The sequence below is a fragment of the Mycobacterium kyogaense genome (assembly GCF_003254575.1).
Classification (GTDB): domain Bacteria; phylum Actinomycetota; class Actinomycetes; order Mycobacteriales; family Mycobacteriaceae; genus Mycobacterium; species Mycobacterium kyogaense.
Genome location: NZ_QJUA01000027.1, coordinates 1 through 13965, shown reverse-complemented (window position 1 = coordinate 13965; position 13965 = coordinate 1). Strand labels below are relative to the sequence as shown.

The following is a 13965-nucleotide window of genomic DNA, read 5'->3' as shown; positions in this document are numbered from 1 at the left end:
CGCTCGAAGACGTTCGAAGCGGTCCGTCGGTGCGGTGAAGGAGCAGTGGTGCACTGTCCGTTCTGCCGACATCCTGATTCGCGGGTGGTCGATTCGCGGGAGACAGACGAGGGCCAGGCGATTCGTCGGCGCCGCTCGTGTCCCGAGTGTGGTCGTCGGTTCACGACGGTGGAGACCGCCGTGCTGGCGGTGGTGAAACGCAGTGGCGTCACCGAGCCGTTCAGCCGAGAAAAAGTGATCAAAGGGGTGCGGCGGGCCTGTCAGGGGCGGCAGGTCGACGACGACGCACTCAACCTTCTCGCGCAGAAGGTGGAAGACGCGGTGCGCGCCACCGGATCTCCCGAGGTGCCCAGCAACGAGGTCGGTCTCGCGATCCTGGGTCCGCTGCGCGATCTCGACGAAGTGGCGTACCTCCGTTTCGCCTCGGTGTACCGATCCTTCTCTTCGGCCGAAGACTTCGAGCGTGAGATCGAGGCCCTCCGTGCGCACCGCGAGGTGTCGGCGGGCGGCTGACGCTCGCCAGTCGACGACTCTGCGCCGACGGTCGCTCAGTCGATCTGGCGCCGACCGTCCTCGACCACGCGGCCGGCGACCTGAACCCAGCCTTCGGCACTCCACACGGTGTGGATGACCGAGCCGCGACCCTGCACGATCGTCAGGTCCCGACTCAGATACTCGGTGATGCGCACGGCCGCGGCACCCGTCGCTTCGTCTTCGCGGATACCGAGCCCCGCGGCGAACATTCGCGTCCGAATGGTCCCGGTTTCCCGGTCGAGCCAGGTCCACAGGTAATGCTTGTCGCCATCGCCGTAGTCCTCGGGATCGGCAGCCGCCAACGACTCGAGACTGTCGATGTCATAGATCGCGAACTCTGGCGCCCATTCGGCGCGCGCGCTCACCGAGGTCAGCTCGTCGGAGTAGTCGACCTGCACAATGCCTGCGGGCACCTGTAGCGTCCGAATCGGCGTGCCGTGCTGCGAAAGCCACCACGCCGCGCCGACGGTGGGGTGTCCGGCGAAGGGCATCTCGGTGGTCGGAGTGTGGATGTGGGCGTGCGCGGTGCGGGTCCCAGGCTCGGGAGTCGTGACGAATATCGTTTCGCTGTAGCCCAATTCGGCGGCAACACGCTGCCGGTCCGCGGGGGACACGGTGTCGGAGTCGATGACGCCGAGAGGATTGCCGAACTCACCGTTGTCGTCGGTGAACACTCGCAGCACGGTCACATCGATGGCCATGAGCCGATGCTACGTCGTGAATGTGCCGCAGCGGCCGCCCCTCGATCGGGGCAGCTCTCAGGTGGCGCTGCGCTCGTCGGCTCCCATGGCATCGAGAACGGCGACGCGCGTGTCTGCCGGGCCGGACAGGGCGCTCTCCTCGATCCCCGTCCGCAGCAGCGTCCGCAGGTATTCCTGGTCGTAGACGGCGGGTTGCGTCCCGTCGATGAACTTTTCCACCACCTCGACGAACCGGTCGGGATCGTCGTGGAACGGAAAATGCCCTGAGCCGGGGAAGATTTCGAGCTGCGAACCCGGCATGGCAGCGTGAGCCATCTCGGCATGGCCGACCGGAATCACCGAATCACCGCTGCCCCAGATCAATTGCACCGGCACCGACTGCGTCAGATAACAGCGATCGAGCATCGTGACGACCTGGCCACGCCAATCCACGACGGCCCGCAGCGTCCGTGCGAACGCCGACGAGGCTGTCGGCTCGGGCAGATCGGCGAGGATCCGCAACATGTCGGGAATGTCGCGACCCGCGCCGGTGGAACCGAACATCGCCCCACCCAGCCGGCCCACGAGCTGCAGCGCCGGGAGCACCAGCGGCAGGCGCAGCAACGCCAGCGCTTCGGTGCCCATCGGCAGCGATGCCACCCGCAGCGCGATGTTGACATCCTTGGTCACCCCGCCGGCGCCGACGAGGATCAGCCGATCCACCAACTGCGGGAACTGGTAGGCGAACTGCATGGCCACGCCGCCGCCGAGCGAGTGCCCGACCACGGTCACGGTGTCGATGCCGAGCACGCTGAGAAGGTCCCGCATGCCGTTGGCATAGGCGGCCACCGAGTAGTCCGCGCGGGGCTTGTCGGACTTCCCGTGGCCGAGGAGGTCAGGTGCGATCACGGTGAACCGCTGCGCCAGCGCAGTCTGCACCGTGCTCCACGTGGTCGAGTTGTCACCGATTCCGTGGATCAACAGAATGGCGGGGCCGGACCCAGCGATGCGGTATGCCCGTCGGTAGCCGTGGATCGTGCGGTACTGCAGCGTCGGTGTCAGTTCCCGCACCGTGCGCAGGTTCGGTTTGCGCTCGGTCATCGCCCGCAGTCACTTGTCATGTCGCCCACTTCGTCGTCGGGACGGGACCCGTGTGGACCCGGGACGATTACGAACTGTCCCGGGGATCGTCCTTGTCTTTGTCCTTCTGGTACTCGCCGGCCTGCTGGGCGAGGAACCGCTCGAATTCGGCGCCGAGTTCGTCGCCGCTGGGCAGTTCCTCGTCGCGCGCGAGGAGGGACCGGTTCTCCTGTGCGGCAACGAACGCATCGTATTGCCTCTCCAAGGCGTCCACCACTTGAGCGACCTCCGCGCTCGCAGCCACCTGCTCGTTCACCTTCTCGGCGGCCTCCGCGGCCGCCCGGCTCAGGTCGGCGGTGGGGATCTGCAGCGACGCGCTGCGCGCCACCTCTGCCAGCAGTGTCTCCGCCGCCGCCGGATAGTCGGTCTGAGCCAGGTAGTGCGGCACGTGGACGCTGAAACCGACGACCTCGTGTCCGTGCTGGGCCATCCGGAACTCCAGCAGATTGGACACGCTGCCCGGCACCGCCACCTCCCCGACCCAGGGCTGGTGTTCGGAGATCAGCTCTTTGTCGTTGGCGTGCGCAGTCAGGGTGATCGGACGGGTGTGCGGCACGGCCATCGGGATCGCGCCCAAGCCGATCACTCGCCGCACCGCCAGTTGCTCCGACAGCAATCGCACTGCGGTGATGAACCGCTCCCAGCGCAGATCGGGCTCGAGCCCGGCCAGCAACAGGAAAGGCGTGCCGACACTGTCGCGCACCGCGTACAGGTTGAGCTCCGGCTCCTCGTAGCTGGTGAAGTGATCGGTCTTGAACGTCATCAGCGGGCGCCGCGACCGATAGTCGAGCAGCTCGTCGATCGCGAACGAGGCCACCAGTTCGGTGTCGAGTGTGGTCTTCAAATGCTCGGCGGCCAGCTTGATGGCCCTGCCCGCGTCGGAGAAGCCTTCCAGTGCGTGGATCAACACCGGTCCGCGACCATCGGCGGAGGACAGCGAGGGCGCCGGGAACTCGAGCTCGTACATACCTGTCTGCTCGGGTTGATAGTGCTGACCGGATTCAGTCTCGTCAGCCATGTCCCTCGCCTCCTGTCCGTGTCGCGGTTTCCAGGACCAGTGTCCCTCACCAGTGGGCGGCCATCTCACCCATGTCTTCGAACAACCGTGCACCGATGTGACATTCCGCGGCGTCGAGGCCGATCTACCCTCGTCGACCGTCACGAAAACGCCACATGGAGGATCATCGGACGGTATGCGCCTGTTCGCCTGCGTCCGGCCCGCGCTGGCCGTGCTCGCCACGGCCACGCTGACCGCGTGCGGTACCGCCTACCCGGCTCCGCCGTCGGCGGGCGACGCCGATCCTGCGCCGGCGGCAGCAGTGCCGACGGCCACCGACACGGCGCCGGGGGCCGCGCATCCGGTGTCCCCGGATCCCCGCATGGGGGCGCTGTTCTACGGCACGGACGATGTGCATTTCTGCACGGCCTCGGTGCTCGAATCCGCGGTTGCCGACCTGATCCTCACGGCCGCCCACTGCGTCACCGACGGCTCGGACACCACGTTCGTGCCCGGCTTCTCCGAGGCGGCTTCGCCCGATGCCCGGTGGCGGCTCGACGCCATCTATCTCGATCCGCGCTGGTTGGCCGATCAGGATCCGGCCGCTGACATCGCCGTCGCCCGGGTGAGCCGCAACGATGGTGACTCCCTGCGATCGTTGGCCGGCGGCGGTCTACAGCTGGGCAGTACACCTGCGCCCGGCACGGCCGTGACAGTCGTCGGCTACGGCTTCGGCGTCGGGGGTGGGCCGACCGCGTGCTCCGCGCCGACCGCACCCCCGCGCGACGGGTTCCCGGTCGTGCACTGCGACGGCATCGTGGCCGGCTTCTCCGGCGCGCCGTGGGAGGTGGGTTCGACCGTGGTGGGGATCATCGGTGGTCTCGACGGCGGGGGTTGCCGCGACGAGGTGTCCTACACGCCGGCCTTCGGAGACGCCGTTCGCGCGCTCGTGGCGCGTGCGGAAGCGGGTGGACCGTCGGACGACCCGCCGGCGAGTTTCGACGACGGCTGTAGCTGAGGCCTCAGACGCCGAACTGCTTGAGTGCGCGCAACTTGTTCATCACGTCCAGCGCCGCCACCTTGTACGCCTCGGAGAACGTCGGATAGTTGAACACCGCGTCGACCAGGTACTCGATGGTCCCGCCGCATCCCATCACCGCCTGCCCGATGTGCACCAGCTCCGTCGCGCTGCTGCCGAAGATGTGCACCCCCAGCAGCGACAGGTCTTCGGTCGACACCAGCAGCTTGAGCATTCCGTAGGAATCGCCGGCGATCTGCCCCCGCGCGAGCTCCCGGTATCGGGACACCCCCACCTCGTAGGGCACGGCGTCATTGGTCAGCTGCACTTCGGTCGCGCCGACGTAGGACACCTCGGGGATGGAGTAGATCCCGATCGGCTGCAGCTCCGTCATCCCGTGGCACGGCTCCCCGAAGGCGTGGTAGGCCGCCAACCGGCCCTGGTCCATCGAGGTGGCCGCCAGCGCGGGGAACCCGATGACGTCGCCGACGGCGTAGATGTGGTCGACCTTGGTGCAGAAGTTGTCGTCGACGAAGATCCGGCCGCGGGCGTCGGCTTCCAGGCCGGCGTTGGCGAGGTCGAGATGCTCGGTCTGGCCTTGCCGGCCCGCGGAGTACATGACCGTCTCCGCGGGGATCTTCTTGCCGCTGGCCAGCGTCGTCACCGTGCCGCTGGAGCCGACGTCGACGGCGGTCACCTCCTCGCCGAAGCGGAACGTGACGGCCAGGTCCCGCAGATGGAATTTCAGCGATTCGATGATCTCGGGGTCGCAGAACTCGAGCATGGCGTCGCGTTTCTCGACGACGGTCACCTTGGTTCCCAGCGCGGCGAACATCGACGCGTACTCGATGCCGATCACGCCGGCACCGACGACGACCATGGACGTCGGCAGGGTCTTGAGGTCGAGGATGCCGTCGGAGTCGAGAACGCGTTCGTCGTCGAACTCCACTCCCGGCGGGCGGGCGGGTTTCGTCCCGGTGGCCAGCACGATGTACCGACCTTTCACCGTGGTGTGCTCGCGGCGTTCGGGGTCCTCGACCTCGATGGTGTGTGCGTCGACGAACCGGCCGTGCCCGGAGATCAGGTCGATCCGGTTGCGCATCAGCTGGGAGCGCACGACGTCCTGTTCCTTGCCGATGACGTGGGTGGTGCGGGCCAGCAGATCGGCCGGAGTGATCTTGTCCTTGACCCGGTAGCTCGCGCCGTAGAGCTCGCGCTGGCTCATACCCGTCAGGTAGACGACCGCCTCGCGCAGCGTCTTGGACGGGATGGTGCCGGTGTTGACGCAGACGCCGCCGAGCATGCGTCCGCGCTCGATGACCGCCACCGATTTGCCGAGTTTGGCGGCGGCGATCGCGGCCTTCTGCCCTCCCGGACCCGAACCGATGACCACCAGGTCGTATTCCAGCATCGAAGCCATGCAGACAGACTTGCGCCTGTACGCCGGCTACGCATGCCGGCGGAGGTCAACTTCTCGTGAACACTGCCGCGGCGTTGTCCCCAAAGCCGATTTCATCCCCAGTTCGGTGCGACCGCAGCGGGCACAGCGCCACGGTGTCGGAGTCAGTTGCCAGGTTGGCGGTATGTCCTCAACACCACACCCCGACGCACCCCTCGACCGGCCTGGTGCCCTGATCGCGGCGCTGCCCGCCGTGCTCGGCTTCGTGCCCGAGAAATCGATCGTGCTCGTCACCGTTGTCGACGACGAGATGGGCGCGGTCATGCGTGCCGATCTGTCCGAGCCGCGGGAGACGTGCGTGCCACACCTGGCCGAGCTGGCGGCCGCAGCGGGCGCGGAGGCCGTGATCGCGGTGATCGTCGACGCCGAGGGTGCCAGCTGCCCCATGTGCAAAGACCTGTATCGGGAATGGGCGAGCGACCTGGCGGTGGAGGCGGCGCGATGGGGCATCGAGTTGCTCGCCGCGCACGTGTGTGACGTCGTGGCCGCTGGTGGGCGTTGGAGCTGCGCGGACGGCTGCGGTGCGACCGGCGCGGTCGAGGACCCGAGTGCGTCACCTGTCGCTGCGGCGGCGGTGCTGGACGGCCGGCGGCTCTATGCCCGTCGCGACGAGCTGCTCGATGTCGTCGCCGTCACCGATCCTGCGCACAGCGCCGTGCTCGCGCAGATGATCGAGGCGGCCGGACCGCTCAAGGGTGCCCGCGCGTGTGCGTGCGCACGCAGCGACATCGAGCACGCCCTGGAGTGCGCCGAACAACTCGCGAGCGGTGACCCGGTCCGCGACGAGCAGGCCAGCCGGTTGGCGCTGTCGTTGACCGATCCGCGAGTGCGGGACACGCTCTACGCGCTCGCCGTCGGCGACCGCGCCGGCATGGCCGAGGCGCTGTGGGCCGAGCTGTCACGCCGACTCCCCGCCCCGTGGCGCGTGGAAGCCCTTGTCCTGCTGGCATTCTCGGCATACGCGCGCGGAGACGGGCCCTTGGCCGGGATATCGCTGGACGCCGCACTGCGCTGCCAGCCGCTCCACCGGATGGCCGGGATGCTCGATCAGGCTCTGCAGTCGGGGCTACGCCCGGAGCAGATCAGGGAGCTGGCGCGAACGGGGTATCGACTCGCCGCGCAACTCGGTGTCCGGCTGCCTCCGCGCCAGACGTTCGGCCGGCGGGCCGGATGAGCGTCAGACCTTCTCGACCTTGACGGCGTGCGCCATCTCGTGGGGGAGTTCGACCTGCTCGTGGCCCGGGATCACGATCATCACGCCACCGTGGTCGTTGACCTCGACAGTCACCCGCGCGTTGGGCACGACGCCGGCGTCTTTGAGCCGAGCGATCAGATCGACGTCGCCCTGGACGTGCTCGGTGAGCTGGCGCACCACCACCGCAACGGGCATGCCGGCGGGCATCTCGGTCAGGCGGGCCAGGTTGCGCGTCTCGTCCAGCAGGCTGTCGACGCCGAGCTCGGACAGGCCCGGAATCGGGTTGCCGAAGGGCGACGTCGTCGGATTGTCGAGGACCTGCACCAGGCGGCGCTCGACGTCCACGCTCATGACGTGCTCCCAGCGGCACGCTTCGGCATGCACTTCTTCCCAGGGCAGGCCGATCACATCGACCAGGAGCCGTTCGGCGAGGCGGTGTTTGCGCATCACGGCCACGGCCAGTGCGCGGCCCTTGTCGGTCAGCTCGAGGTGCCGGTCTCCGGCGACGCGGAGCAGTCCGTCGCGCTCCATCCGCGACACGGTCTGGCTGACGGTGGGGCCACTCTGCTCGAGGCGCTCGGCGATGCGTGCGCGCAGCGGTACCACGCCCTCTTCCTCGAGGTCGTAGATGGTTCGCAGATACATCTCGGTGGTGTCGACAAGATCGTTCATTCGCATAGCCCTCCGTCGGGGGCGAGTCTACCGGCCACCGCAGTCGATAGCGGCTCTTCCTGCAGCGACCCGGGCCACACCGGGCCGCACGGCAGTGAGCCCGCCGGGTGGTCCGACGGGCTCACTGGCAGAACAAGGTCAGCTGGCGTACGAGCGGAGCCGGTCCGCGCGTTCGCCGTTGCGCAGCTTGGCCATCACTTCCCGCTCGATCTGGCGCACCCGCTCGCGCGACAGGCCGAAGAGCTTGCCGATCTGGTCGAGCGTGCGCGGCTGCCCGTCGTCGAGCCCGAAGCGCAGCCGGATCACCTGCTGTTCGCGTTCGTCGAGAGTGGCCAGCACGTACCGGATGTCGGTGTGCAGCAGCTCGGAGATCACGGCGTTCTCCGCCGACATCGCCTCGGCGTCTTCGATGAAGTCGCCCAGCGGTGCTTCCTCGTCGCTGCCGACCGGCATGTCGAGGCTCACCGGGTCCCGGCTGTGCTCGAGGAGATCGTTGATCTTCTCGACCGGAATGCCGGACTCGGCCGCCAGCTCCTCATCGGTGGCCTCGCGGCCCAGGTTCTGGTGCATTTCGCGCTTGATGCGGGCGAGCTTGTTGACCTGCTCGACCAGATGCACGGGGAGGCGGATGGTGCGGCTCTGGTCGGCCATCCCGCGGGTGATCGCCTGACGAATCCACCAGGTGGCGTAGGTCGAGAACTTGAAACCCTTGCTGTAGTCGAACTTCTCCATCGCGCGGATCAGCCCGAGGTTGCCCTCCTGGATCAGGTCGAGCAGCGGCATCCCGCGGCCGGTGTAGCGCTTGGCCAGCGACACCACGAGCCGCAGGTTGGCTTCCAAGAGGTGGCGCCGGGCAGCTTCGCCGTCGCGAACCACTGCGGCGAGATCGCGTTTGCGGTTCTCGCCCAACCGCTTACGAGTCGCGAGAAGGTGTTGTGCGTAGAGCCCCGCCTCGATCCGCTTGGCCAGCTCGACCTCGTCGGCGGCGTTGAGCAGAGCCGTCTTCCCGATCCCGTTCAGATACACCCGCACCAAGTCGGCGGCGGGGGACTGAGCGTCGAGGTCTTGGTCCATGCGGCTGGTGGTGGCATTTGCCATGACGGCCTCCTGATCGGGTGGAACTTTCAAGAGCTACAACGCCCCAGACCCGCTCAGAGTTCCCACGATGGATCCGCTTCACACCTTCTGATCAGCGGTTATTCGGGCACGACCTGAGAATGTGCTGAGAAATGAGCAAGAACGCGCTCAGCTGCGGAAGTCGCCGTCGGAATCGGCCGGATCCGGTTGCGGTGCGCGCGGAGGGCGGATATCGAGTGCGGGCCGCTCCGCGGTCGGGAAGAGCGGGATGCGCGTCTGGTTCTGGTAGCGGCGCGGCTCCTCGGCGCGCCGTGGCGGCCGATCGTTGGCGATCAGGACGGCCATCCACGGCAGCGGGATCGCCACCACGACGATGGCCAGCGAGATGAGGCCGTTGTGCCAGATGCCGTAGGCGACCGCGGCAAGGATGAGTGACGGGATGCGGAAGGACATCAATGCCAGGTACTTCCGCACCCGCTGACGGTGCTGTTCCTCGTAGGCGGGGGCGGCCCTGGTGATGAGTACGGGCTGGCCCTCGTCGTCGAAACTCAGCTCTTGGCCTTGTTTCATATCTCCACTGTTCCACATCGGGAGCAAGCAATGCCTGCCGCACTTATTACCGATTCATTCCCAGGCAGAATGGCTTCATGCAAACCCAGACGATCGAACGCACCGACACCGACGAACGCGTCGACGACGGGACCGACGACGACACCCCGAAGGTCTTCCACTACGTCAAGAAGGACAAGATCGCCGAGAGTGCCGTCATGGGCACGCATGTGGTCGCGTTGTGCGGTGAGGTGTTCCCCGTGACCCGTTCGGCCAAGCCGGGATCGCCGGTGTGCCCGGACTGCAAGCGCATCTACGAACAACTCAAGAAGTAGCGGCGTCGGATTCCTGCACTGCCGGCGCCGTGGGGGCGCCGGCCGGCACGGACCCATTGCCGCGCGCCGCTTCCGTTCGCGCCTCCAGCCATTCACGTGCGCGGTTGACGTGGGTGGCCGGAGCGGGCCATTCCTCCTGGATCGCAGCGTTGAGTTCCGCCCCGATCATGATCGCGAACCCGAGGAAGAACGCGAAGAGAAGAAACGCGATCGGCGTGGCGAGCGCGCCGTAGGTGTATCCGGTGCTCGTGATCCAGGTCAGGTAGACCCGCAGACCCCAGGTGGCGACGAGGAACACCGTGGTCGCCAACACGGAACCCAGAATCAGTCGATGCGTGGGCAGCGGCCGGGGGAGGGACACCCGGTACAGGATGAGGACTCCCACGGTGATCGCCACGAAAAGCACCGGGTAGTACCCGAAGCGCAGTACGTTGTCCCAGCTGTCGGGGATGAACTCGGCGATCTTGCGGGGGCCGAGCGCCAGGAACGGCGCCGTGGCGATCGCCCCGACCAGCATGACGACGTAGAGCCCCAGCGCATAGAACCGCTGCCGCACGGGGTGCCGCAAAGGTGTCTGATCGTGCGCCTCGGTGATCGAGTCCACGAATGCCGAGACCGCCGACGACCCCGCCCACAGCGAGATCACGAAGCCGATCGACACGACCTCGCCCCGGGCACCCCTGACGATGTCGCGCACCGTCGGCTCGATGATCTCGCTGACCACGTTGGGCGAGAAGAACCGTCCCGCAGTGCTGATCAGCTGGTTCTCGATCACCGGCAGGGTGTCGGGACCGAACAGAGGCGCGATGTAGGCCAAACTGCCCAGCATGCCGAGCAGCAATGGCGGCAGAGACAGCGCGCACCAGAAAGCAGCCTGAGCCGATTCGGAGAAAATCGAATCGTCCCAACTCTTCGACAAAGCTCTCAGTGAGATCTGCCTGACGTGATGACGAGACGGGGTGGCGCGGGGCGGTCGGTCACCCGAGCGCGAAGACTGGTCACTCATGACCAGCCCAGCATGCCGAATTTCGGGCTACGACTCCACCGGGCTCACTTCGAGCACCGCAGCCAGCGCGACGAGCTTGGCTTCGTGCTCGTTGGCGTGGTGTTGGCAGAACAGCAGCTCGGCACCTGACGGGAGCTTGGCACGTACCTTGGCCGCCGCTCCACACCGGTCGCAGCGATCAGCCCTGGTCAATTCCGGACTGGTGAGCGTTGCGGTCATGGCACCTCCATAGGGTGTAGCGACGTAGTTCTACTGTGTCAGACGCTCGGGGTTTCGGCCTTGTTCCCCGGGGGTTTACGGGTGTGTCGTGTCTCACGGCCGTCCGATTGACGACTCGGAAAGGCGGCTGGTATGCCGAGTTCGGCAGGCGTCGCGGACTATGTGCACCTGTGCACTTCTGACGAGTGGGCGGCTGCGATGAGGTGCGGAGCGCACCGGCCCTCGTCGTTGACCGATGTGGGGTTCGTGCACCTGTCCACGCCCGAGCAGGTCCATCTGCCCGCGAACCGGCTCTTCGCCGGTCGCACGGACCTGGTGCTGCTGCACATCGACGGGGCACACCTGACATCTCCTGTTCGCTGGGAGCCGGGGGTTCCGACTGACCCAGATGGCATGGAGTTCCCACATTTGTACGGAGAACTGCCGGTTGCGGCTGTGATCCGCGTCACTCCCTACGCCCCGGGTTCGGACGGGGTGTTCGCCCCGCTACCGTCCTCGTCCCCGCCCGTGACGTAGGCGTCGGCTTCGATCTCGACGACGAGACCCGGATCGATCAGCGCCGACACCTCGACCATGGTCGCCGCGGGGCGGATCGCCCCGAAGACCTCCGCGTGCACCGCGCCCACCTCGGGCCACGACGCGATGTCGGTGACGAAGATGCGAGTCCGGACGACATCGGACAGGGACGCGCCCACCTCGGCGAGTGCGGCGGCGATGCGCTGCAGAGCTTCTCTGGTCTGAGCGCTCGCGGTCGGGCCGGGTGCAGTGGTGCCGGCGACTGCGACGAACGGCCCGACCCGCACCGCGCGGGAGTAGCCGACGCGGTCTTCGAACGGGGAGCCTGAGGACACGGTGACGCGATGGTGCACGCCGCAGACCATATGCGCCGACATGACCCGGCGCGCCTATTGACTCTCGCGCGGATTTGCCGGTTAGATCTCAGCAATTCACAAGCAAAGCGGCGGGGGGATCGCGCATGCCCAACGAGGGGCACGGGACGAAGAAAATGGGCGGGCGGACGACTGTCGGTCAATGGCTGGCAGCCGGCACCGGTGGCGCGGCCATGATGGGCATCGGCGTCGTCTTGAGCCTGTCGCCCGGCCACGGCGCACCTCCGCGTCTGGATGTCGTGCTGACCTCGACGGAAAGTTCGCTGTCGCCCGAAGGTGCTGGCAATGAACAACTCTGGCTGTTCGGTTGGGCGGGATCGGATCGTCGGGACGCATCTGTGGCATCGACCACCCGCACGTCGGCGATCCCGAGGCCGACGATGGTCGGCCCTGGCGGCTGGCTGATCGGCGATGGCGCCGACGCGCCGCTGGACTGCACAGGCGCCGCCTGCAACGGACGCAATGGCGGTCTGCTCTGGGGAGACGGCGGCGACGGCGCCAACGGTGGCAAAGGTGGCAACGGCGGACTTCTTGGCGGAAACGGCGGCCGCGGGGGAGACGGCACTTCTCCCGGCCAGGACGGCGGTGCCGGTGGGAACGCCGGGCGCTTCGCCGACACCGGAAACGGTGGTGACGGCGGCAACGGCGCAGACGGCGGACCGGGCATGGCCGGCGGAAAGGGTGGCGCCGGCGGTGCGGCCGGACGCCTCTACGGCAACGGTGGCAATGGCGGAAACGGCGGCAAGGGCGGGGTGGGCCTCGACGGCGACAATCCGGCTCCCGTCGGTCGTGCCGCCACTGGCAACCCCAGCTATCTGGGCACCTCCGGGTCGCCGTTCGCCGGTGCCGTCGTCGACGGAGCCATCACGGGCGCCACGGGTGGTCGCGGCGGCGACGGAGCCACGGGCAGCAACCAGTCCGGCGGCCAGGGTGGCACCGGCCAGGGCGCCCGCGGACTTTTCGGTCGTCACCTGTTCACGATCAGCGGCGACGGCGGAGACGGCGGCAACGGCGCCGGCGGCGGCATGGGCGGCGACGGCGGAAGCGCGGGGCTGGCCCAGCAGGTCGCGCCCGGCGCAGCCGCGTTCGGTGGCCGGGGCGGTAACGGCGGCGTGGGCGGCACCGGCGCGCGGGGTGGCGACGGCGGCGACGGTGGCAACGTCGACATCGGATCCACGGTCGGCTTCGGCGGTGCCGGCGGCAACGGCGGGGCCGGCGGTACCGGTGCGACGGGCGGCACGGGTGCGTCAGGAGGCGCAGGAGGCGCCGGCGGTCGCGCGGGCCGGCTCACGGGCACCGGTGGTGCCGGCGGAGCCGGTGGTTCTGGCGGTCGAGGTGGCACCGGCGCGGCGGGCGGAATCGGAGGAGACGGCGGCGACGGCGGGGTCGACGTGTCCGATCCGGTGCGCGGGACCGTGACCGACGGTGACGGTGGCGACGGCGGTGCGGGCGGCCGTGGCGGAACCGGTGGTGCCGGGGGCACCGGCGGCGCCGGGGGGCGCGGCGGCGCAGGTAGCGAGGAACAGAACTCTGCCGGCAGCGACGGCGCCGGCGGATCGACCGGCGGCGGAGGCGCGGGCGGTGTCGGTGGCCGCGGCGGCAGCGGTGGTTCCCGCGGCGACAACGCCGGCGGGGCCGGTGCATCGGGCAGCGCCGGCAGCGCCGGAAGTGGTACGTCCGGCGGTGCCGGCGGCAGCGGCGGCGCAGGCGGGGCGGGTAACCGCGCGGACTAAGCGGGCACCGCCTCGATCACCGACAGCGGACTGACTGTCGGGATCACTTTCGTCAGTCGAAAACCGGCCTGGCGCAGCAACTCTGAGTACTCGGATCGGGTGCGTTCCCGACCGTGCAGCATCAGCAGCATCTCGAGGTCCAGCATGTGGCCGATGAACGAGGTCGCGCGCTCGGGCAGCACCATTTCCAACAGGACGAGCCTGCCGTCGGCGTCGATGCCGGTCCGGATGTTGCGCAGAATCGTGAGGGAGTGCTCGTCGTCCCAGTCGTGGATGACGTTCTTCATCACGTAGAGGTCGGCGCCGGCGGGCACGCTGTCGAGAAACGATCCGCTCTCGACGCTCGCGCGCCCTGCCACCCCGGCGGCGTCGAAGACCCGCCCCGCCCCCTCGACCACTGCGGGGAGATCGAACAGCACTCCGCGCGCCTGCGGCGCACTCTGCAGAATGGTCGCCAGTAC

17 protein-coding genes are annotated in these 13965 nt (G+C 68.2%); 6 read left to right on the top strand and 11 right to left on the bottom strand.

Translation table 11 applies throughout. The annotated features are described in order from the left end of the window. Window positions 1-48 precede the first annotated feature (48 nt). Window positions 49-513 (top strand): transcriptional regulator NrdR, encoded by a 465-nt coding sequence (gene nrdR / locus DMB80_RS17945; RefSeq protein WP_046365049.1) that lies wholly within the window; start codon window positions 49-51, stop codon window positions 511-513. Window positions 514-548: 35 nt separating this feature from the next. Here the strand turns inward: nrdR and DMB80_RS17940 are convergent, their stop codons facing one another. From DMB80_RS17940 to DMB80_RS17930, 3 genes are all read right to left on the bottom strand, one after another. Further along, window positions 549-1235 (bottom strand): PhzF family phenazine biosynthesis protein, encoded by a 687-nt coding sequence (locus DMB80_RS17940; RefSeq protein WP_111511098.1) that lies wholly within the window; start codon window positions 1233-1235, stop codon window positions 549-551. Window positions 1236-1292: 57 nt separating this feature from the next. Beyond that, entirely contained in the window at window positions 1293-2315 is a 1023-nt protein-coding gene (locus tag DMB80_RS17935) for an alpha/beta fold hydrolase (protein ID WP_111511097.1), read from the bottom strand. Window positions 2316-2382: 67 nt separating this feature from the next. Beyond that, the gene (locus tag DMB80_RS17930; protein WP_111511096.1) at window positions 2383-3372 is read right to left on the bottom strand and encodes a proteasome assembly chaperone family protein; all 990 of its coding nucleotides are present in this window, start codon (window positions 3370-3372) and stop codon (window positions 2383-2385) included. A 175-nt stretch (window positions 3373-3547) separates the two neighbouring features. Here DMB80_RS17930 and DMB80_RS17925 point away from each other — a divergent pair, with 175 nt between their 5' ends. Further along, entirely contained in the window at window positions 3548-4369 is an 822-nt protein-coding gene (locus DMB80_RS17925; RefSeq protein WP_111511154.1) for a trypsin-like serine peptidase, read from the top strand. A gap of 4 nt (window positions 4370-4373) precedes the next feature. On the opposite strand, the gene sthA is transcribed toward DMB80_RS17925, so the two are convergent. Then, entirely contained in the window at window positions 4374-5780 is a 1407-nt protein-coding gene (gene sthA, locus DMB80_RS17920) for a Si-specific NAD(P)(+) transhydrogenase (RefSeq protein WP_172835628.1), read from the bottom strand. A gap of 172 nt (window positions 5781-5952) precedes the next feature. On the opposite strand from sthA, the gene DMB80_RS17915 reads away from it, so the two are divergent. Then, window positions 5953-7002 carry a DUF4192 domain-containing protein gene (locus DMB80_RS17915; protein ID WP_111511095.1) on the top strand — a complete coding sequence of 350 codons (1050 nt, stop codon included), beginning with the start codon at window positions 5953-5955 and terminating at the stop codon, window positions 7000-7002. Window positions 7003-7005: 3 nt separating this feature from the next. On the opposite strand, the gene DMB80_RS17910 is transcribed toward DMB80_RS17915, so the two are convergent. The 3 genes from DMB80_RS17910 to DMB80_RS17900 all read right to left on the bottom strand — a co-directional run bounded on the left by DMB80_RS17910 (window position 7006) and on the right by DMB80_RS17900 (window position 9360). Further along, window positions 7006-7695, bottom strand: coding sequence for an iron-dependent transcriptional repressor DtxR (locus DMB80_RS17910; RefSeq protein ID WP_046365039.1), 690 nt, complete (start codon window positions 7693-7695; stop codon window positions 7006-7008). Window positions 7696-7833: 138 nt separating this feature from the next. Then, window positions 7834-8793: a sigma-70 family RNA polymerase sigma factor SigB gene (gene sigB, locus DMB80_RS17905; protein WP_046365040.1), complete on the bottom strand. Its 960-nt coding sequence runs from the start codon at window positions 8791-8793 to the stop codon at window positions 7834-7836. 147 nt (window positions 8794-8940) lie between these two features. After that, on the bottom strand, window positions 8941-9360 hold the full coding sequence (locus DMB80_RS17900; protein ID WP_420812200.1) for a DUF3099 domain-containing protein: 420 nt from the start codon (window positions 9358-9360) through the stop codon (window positions 8941-8943). Between the two features lie 59 nt (window positions 9361-9419). Between DMB80_RS17900 and DMB80_RS17895 the strand changes: the two genes are divergently transcribed. Next, on the top strand, window positions 9420-9656 hold the full coding sequence (locus DMB80_RS17895) for a DUF3039 domain-containing protein (RefSeq protein ID WP_111511093.1): 237 nt from the start codon (window positions 9420-9422) through the stop codon (window positions 9654-9656). Here the strand turns inward: DMB80_RS17895 and DMB80_RS17890 are convergent. Together DMB80_RS17890 and DMB80_RS17885 are read right to left on the bottom strand one after the other, a co-directional pair. Next, the gene (locus DMB80_RS17890; protein ID WP_111511092.1) at window positions 9646-10662 is read right to left on the bottom strand and encodes a YihY/virulence factor BrkB family protein; all 1017 of its coding nucleotides are present in this window, start codon (window positions 10660-10662) and stop codon (window positions 9646-9648) included. The two genes, DMB80_RS17895 and DMB80_RS17890, sit on opposite strands and share 11 nt — an antisense overlap. Before the next feature lie 27 nt (window positions 10663-10689). After that, window positions 10690-10881 (bottom strand): DUF7455 domain-containing protein, encoded by a 192-nt coding sequence (locus tag DMB80_RS17885; protein ID WP_046365044.1) that lies wholly within the window; start codon window positions 10879-10881, stop codon window positions 10690-10692. A 132-nt stretch (window positions 10882-11013) separates the two neighbouring features. On the opposite strand from DMB80_RS17885, the gene DMB80_RS17880 reads away from it, so the two are divergent. Continuing rightward, a complete protein-coding gene (locus DMB80_RS17880; protein WP_111511091.1) occupies window positions 11014-11397 on the top strand; it encodes a DUF952 domain-containing protein in 384 nt (127 codons plus the stop codon). Here DMB80_RS17880 and DMB80_RS17875 read toward each other — a convergent pair. Continuing rightward, window positions 11334-11750 carry a RidA family protein gene (locus DMB80_RS17875; RefSeq protein WP_420812199.1) on the bottom strand — a complete coding sequence of 139 codons (417 nt, stop codon included), beginning with the start codon at window positions 11748-11750 and terminating at the stop codon, window positions 11334-11336. The genes DMB80_RS17880 and DMB80_RS17875 overlap by 64 nt on opposite strands. A 107-nt stretch (window positions 11751-11857) precedes the next feature. On the opposite strand from DMB80_RS17875, the gene DMB80_RS28840 reads away from it, so the two are divergent. Then, window positions 11858-13504, top strand: coding sequence for a hypothetical protein (locus tag DMB80_RS28840; RefSeq protein ID WP_162938600.1), 1647 nt, complete (start codon window positions 11858-11860; stop codon window positions 13502-13504). Here the strand turns inward: DMB80_RS28840 and DMB80_RS17865 are convergent. Then, the coding region (locus DMB80_RS17865) for a methyltransferase (RefSeq protein ID WP_276131557.1) at window positions 13501-13965 on the bottom strand (465 nt) is incomplete at its 5' end. The genes DMB80_RS28840 and DMB80_RS17865 overlap by 4 nt on opposite strands.

Bases quoted from the DNA above. Each gene is read 5' to 3' on its own strand.
- DMB80_RS17890 (WP_111511092.1), bottom strand. From the start codon at position 10,662: ATGAGTGACCAGTCTTCGCGCTCGGGTGACCGACCGCCCCGCGCCACC.
- DMB80_RS17910 (WP_046365039.1), bottom strand. From the start codon at position 7,695: ATGAACGATCTTGTCGACACCACCGAGATGTATCTGCGAACCATCTAC.
- DMB80_RS17900 (WP_420812200.1), bottom strand. From the start codon at position 9,360: ATGTGGAACAGTGGAGATATGAAACAAGGCCAAGAGCTGAGTTTCGAC.
- DMB80_RS17925 (WP_111511154.1), top strand. From the start codon at position 3,548: ATGCGCCTGTTCGCCTGCGTCCGGCCCGCGCTGGCCGTGCTCGCCACG.
- sigB (WP_046365040.1), bottom strand. From the start codon at position 8,793: ATGGCAAATGCCACCACCAGCCGCATGGACCAAGACCTCGACGCTCAG.
- sthA (WP_172835628.1), bottom strand. From the start codon at position 5,780: ATGCTGGAATACGACCTGGTGGTCATCGGTTCGGGTCCGGGAGGGCAG.
- DMB80_RS17885 (WP_046365044.1), bottom strand. From the start codon at position 10,881: ATGACCGCAACGCTCACCAGTCCGGAATTGACCAGGGCTGATCGCTGC.
- DMB80_RS17935 (WP_111511097.1), bottom strand. From the start codon at position 2,315: ATGACCGAGCGCAAACCGAACCTGCGCACGGTGCGGGAACTGACACCG.
- DMB80_RS17915 (WP_111511095.1), top strand. From the start codon at position 5,953: ATGTCCTCAACACCACACCCCGACGCACCCCTCGACCGGCCTGGTGCC.
- DMB80_RS28840 (WP_162938600.1), top strand. From the start codon at position 11,858: ATGCCCAACGAGGGGCACGGGACGAAGAAAATGGGCGGGCGGACGACT.
- DMB80_RS17940 (WP_111511098.1), bottom strand. From the start codon at position 1,235: ATGGCCATCGATGTGACCGTGCTGCGAGTGTTCACCGACGACAACGGT.
- DMB80_RS17930 (WP_111511096.1), bottom strand. From the start codon at position 3,372: ATGGCTGACGAGACTGAATCCGGTCAGCACTATCAACCCGAGCAGACA.
- DMB80_RS17895 (WP_111511093.1), top strand. From the start codon at position 9,420: ATGCAAACCCAGACGATCGAACGCACCGACACCGACGAACGCGTCGAC.
- DMB80_RS17880 (WP_111511091.1), top strand. From the start codon at position 11,014: ATGCCGAGTTCGGCAGGCGTCGCGGACTATGTGCACCTGTGCACTTCT.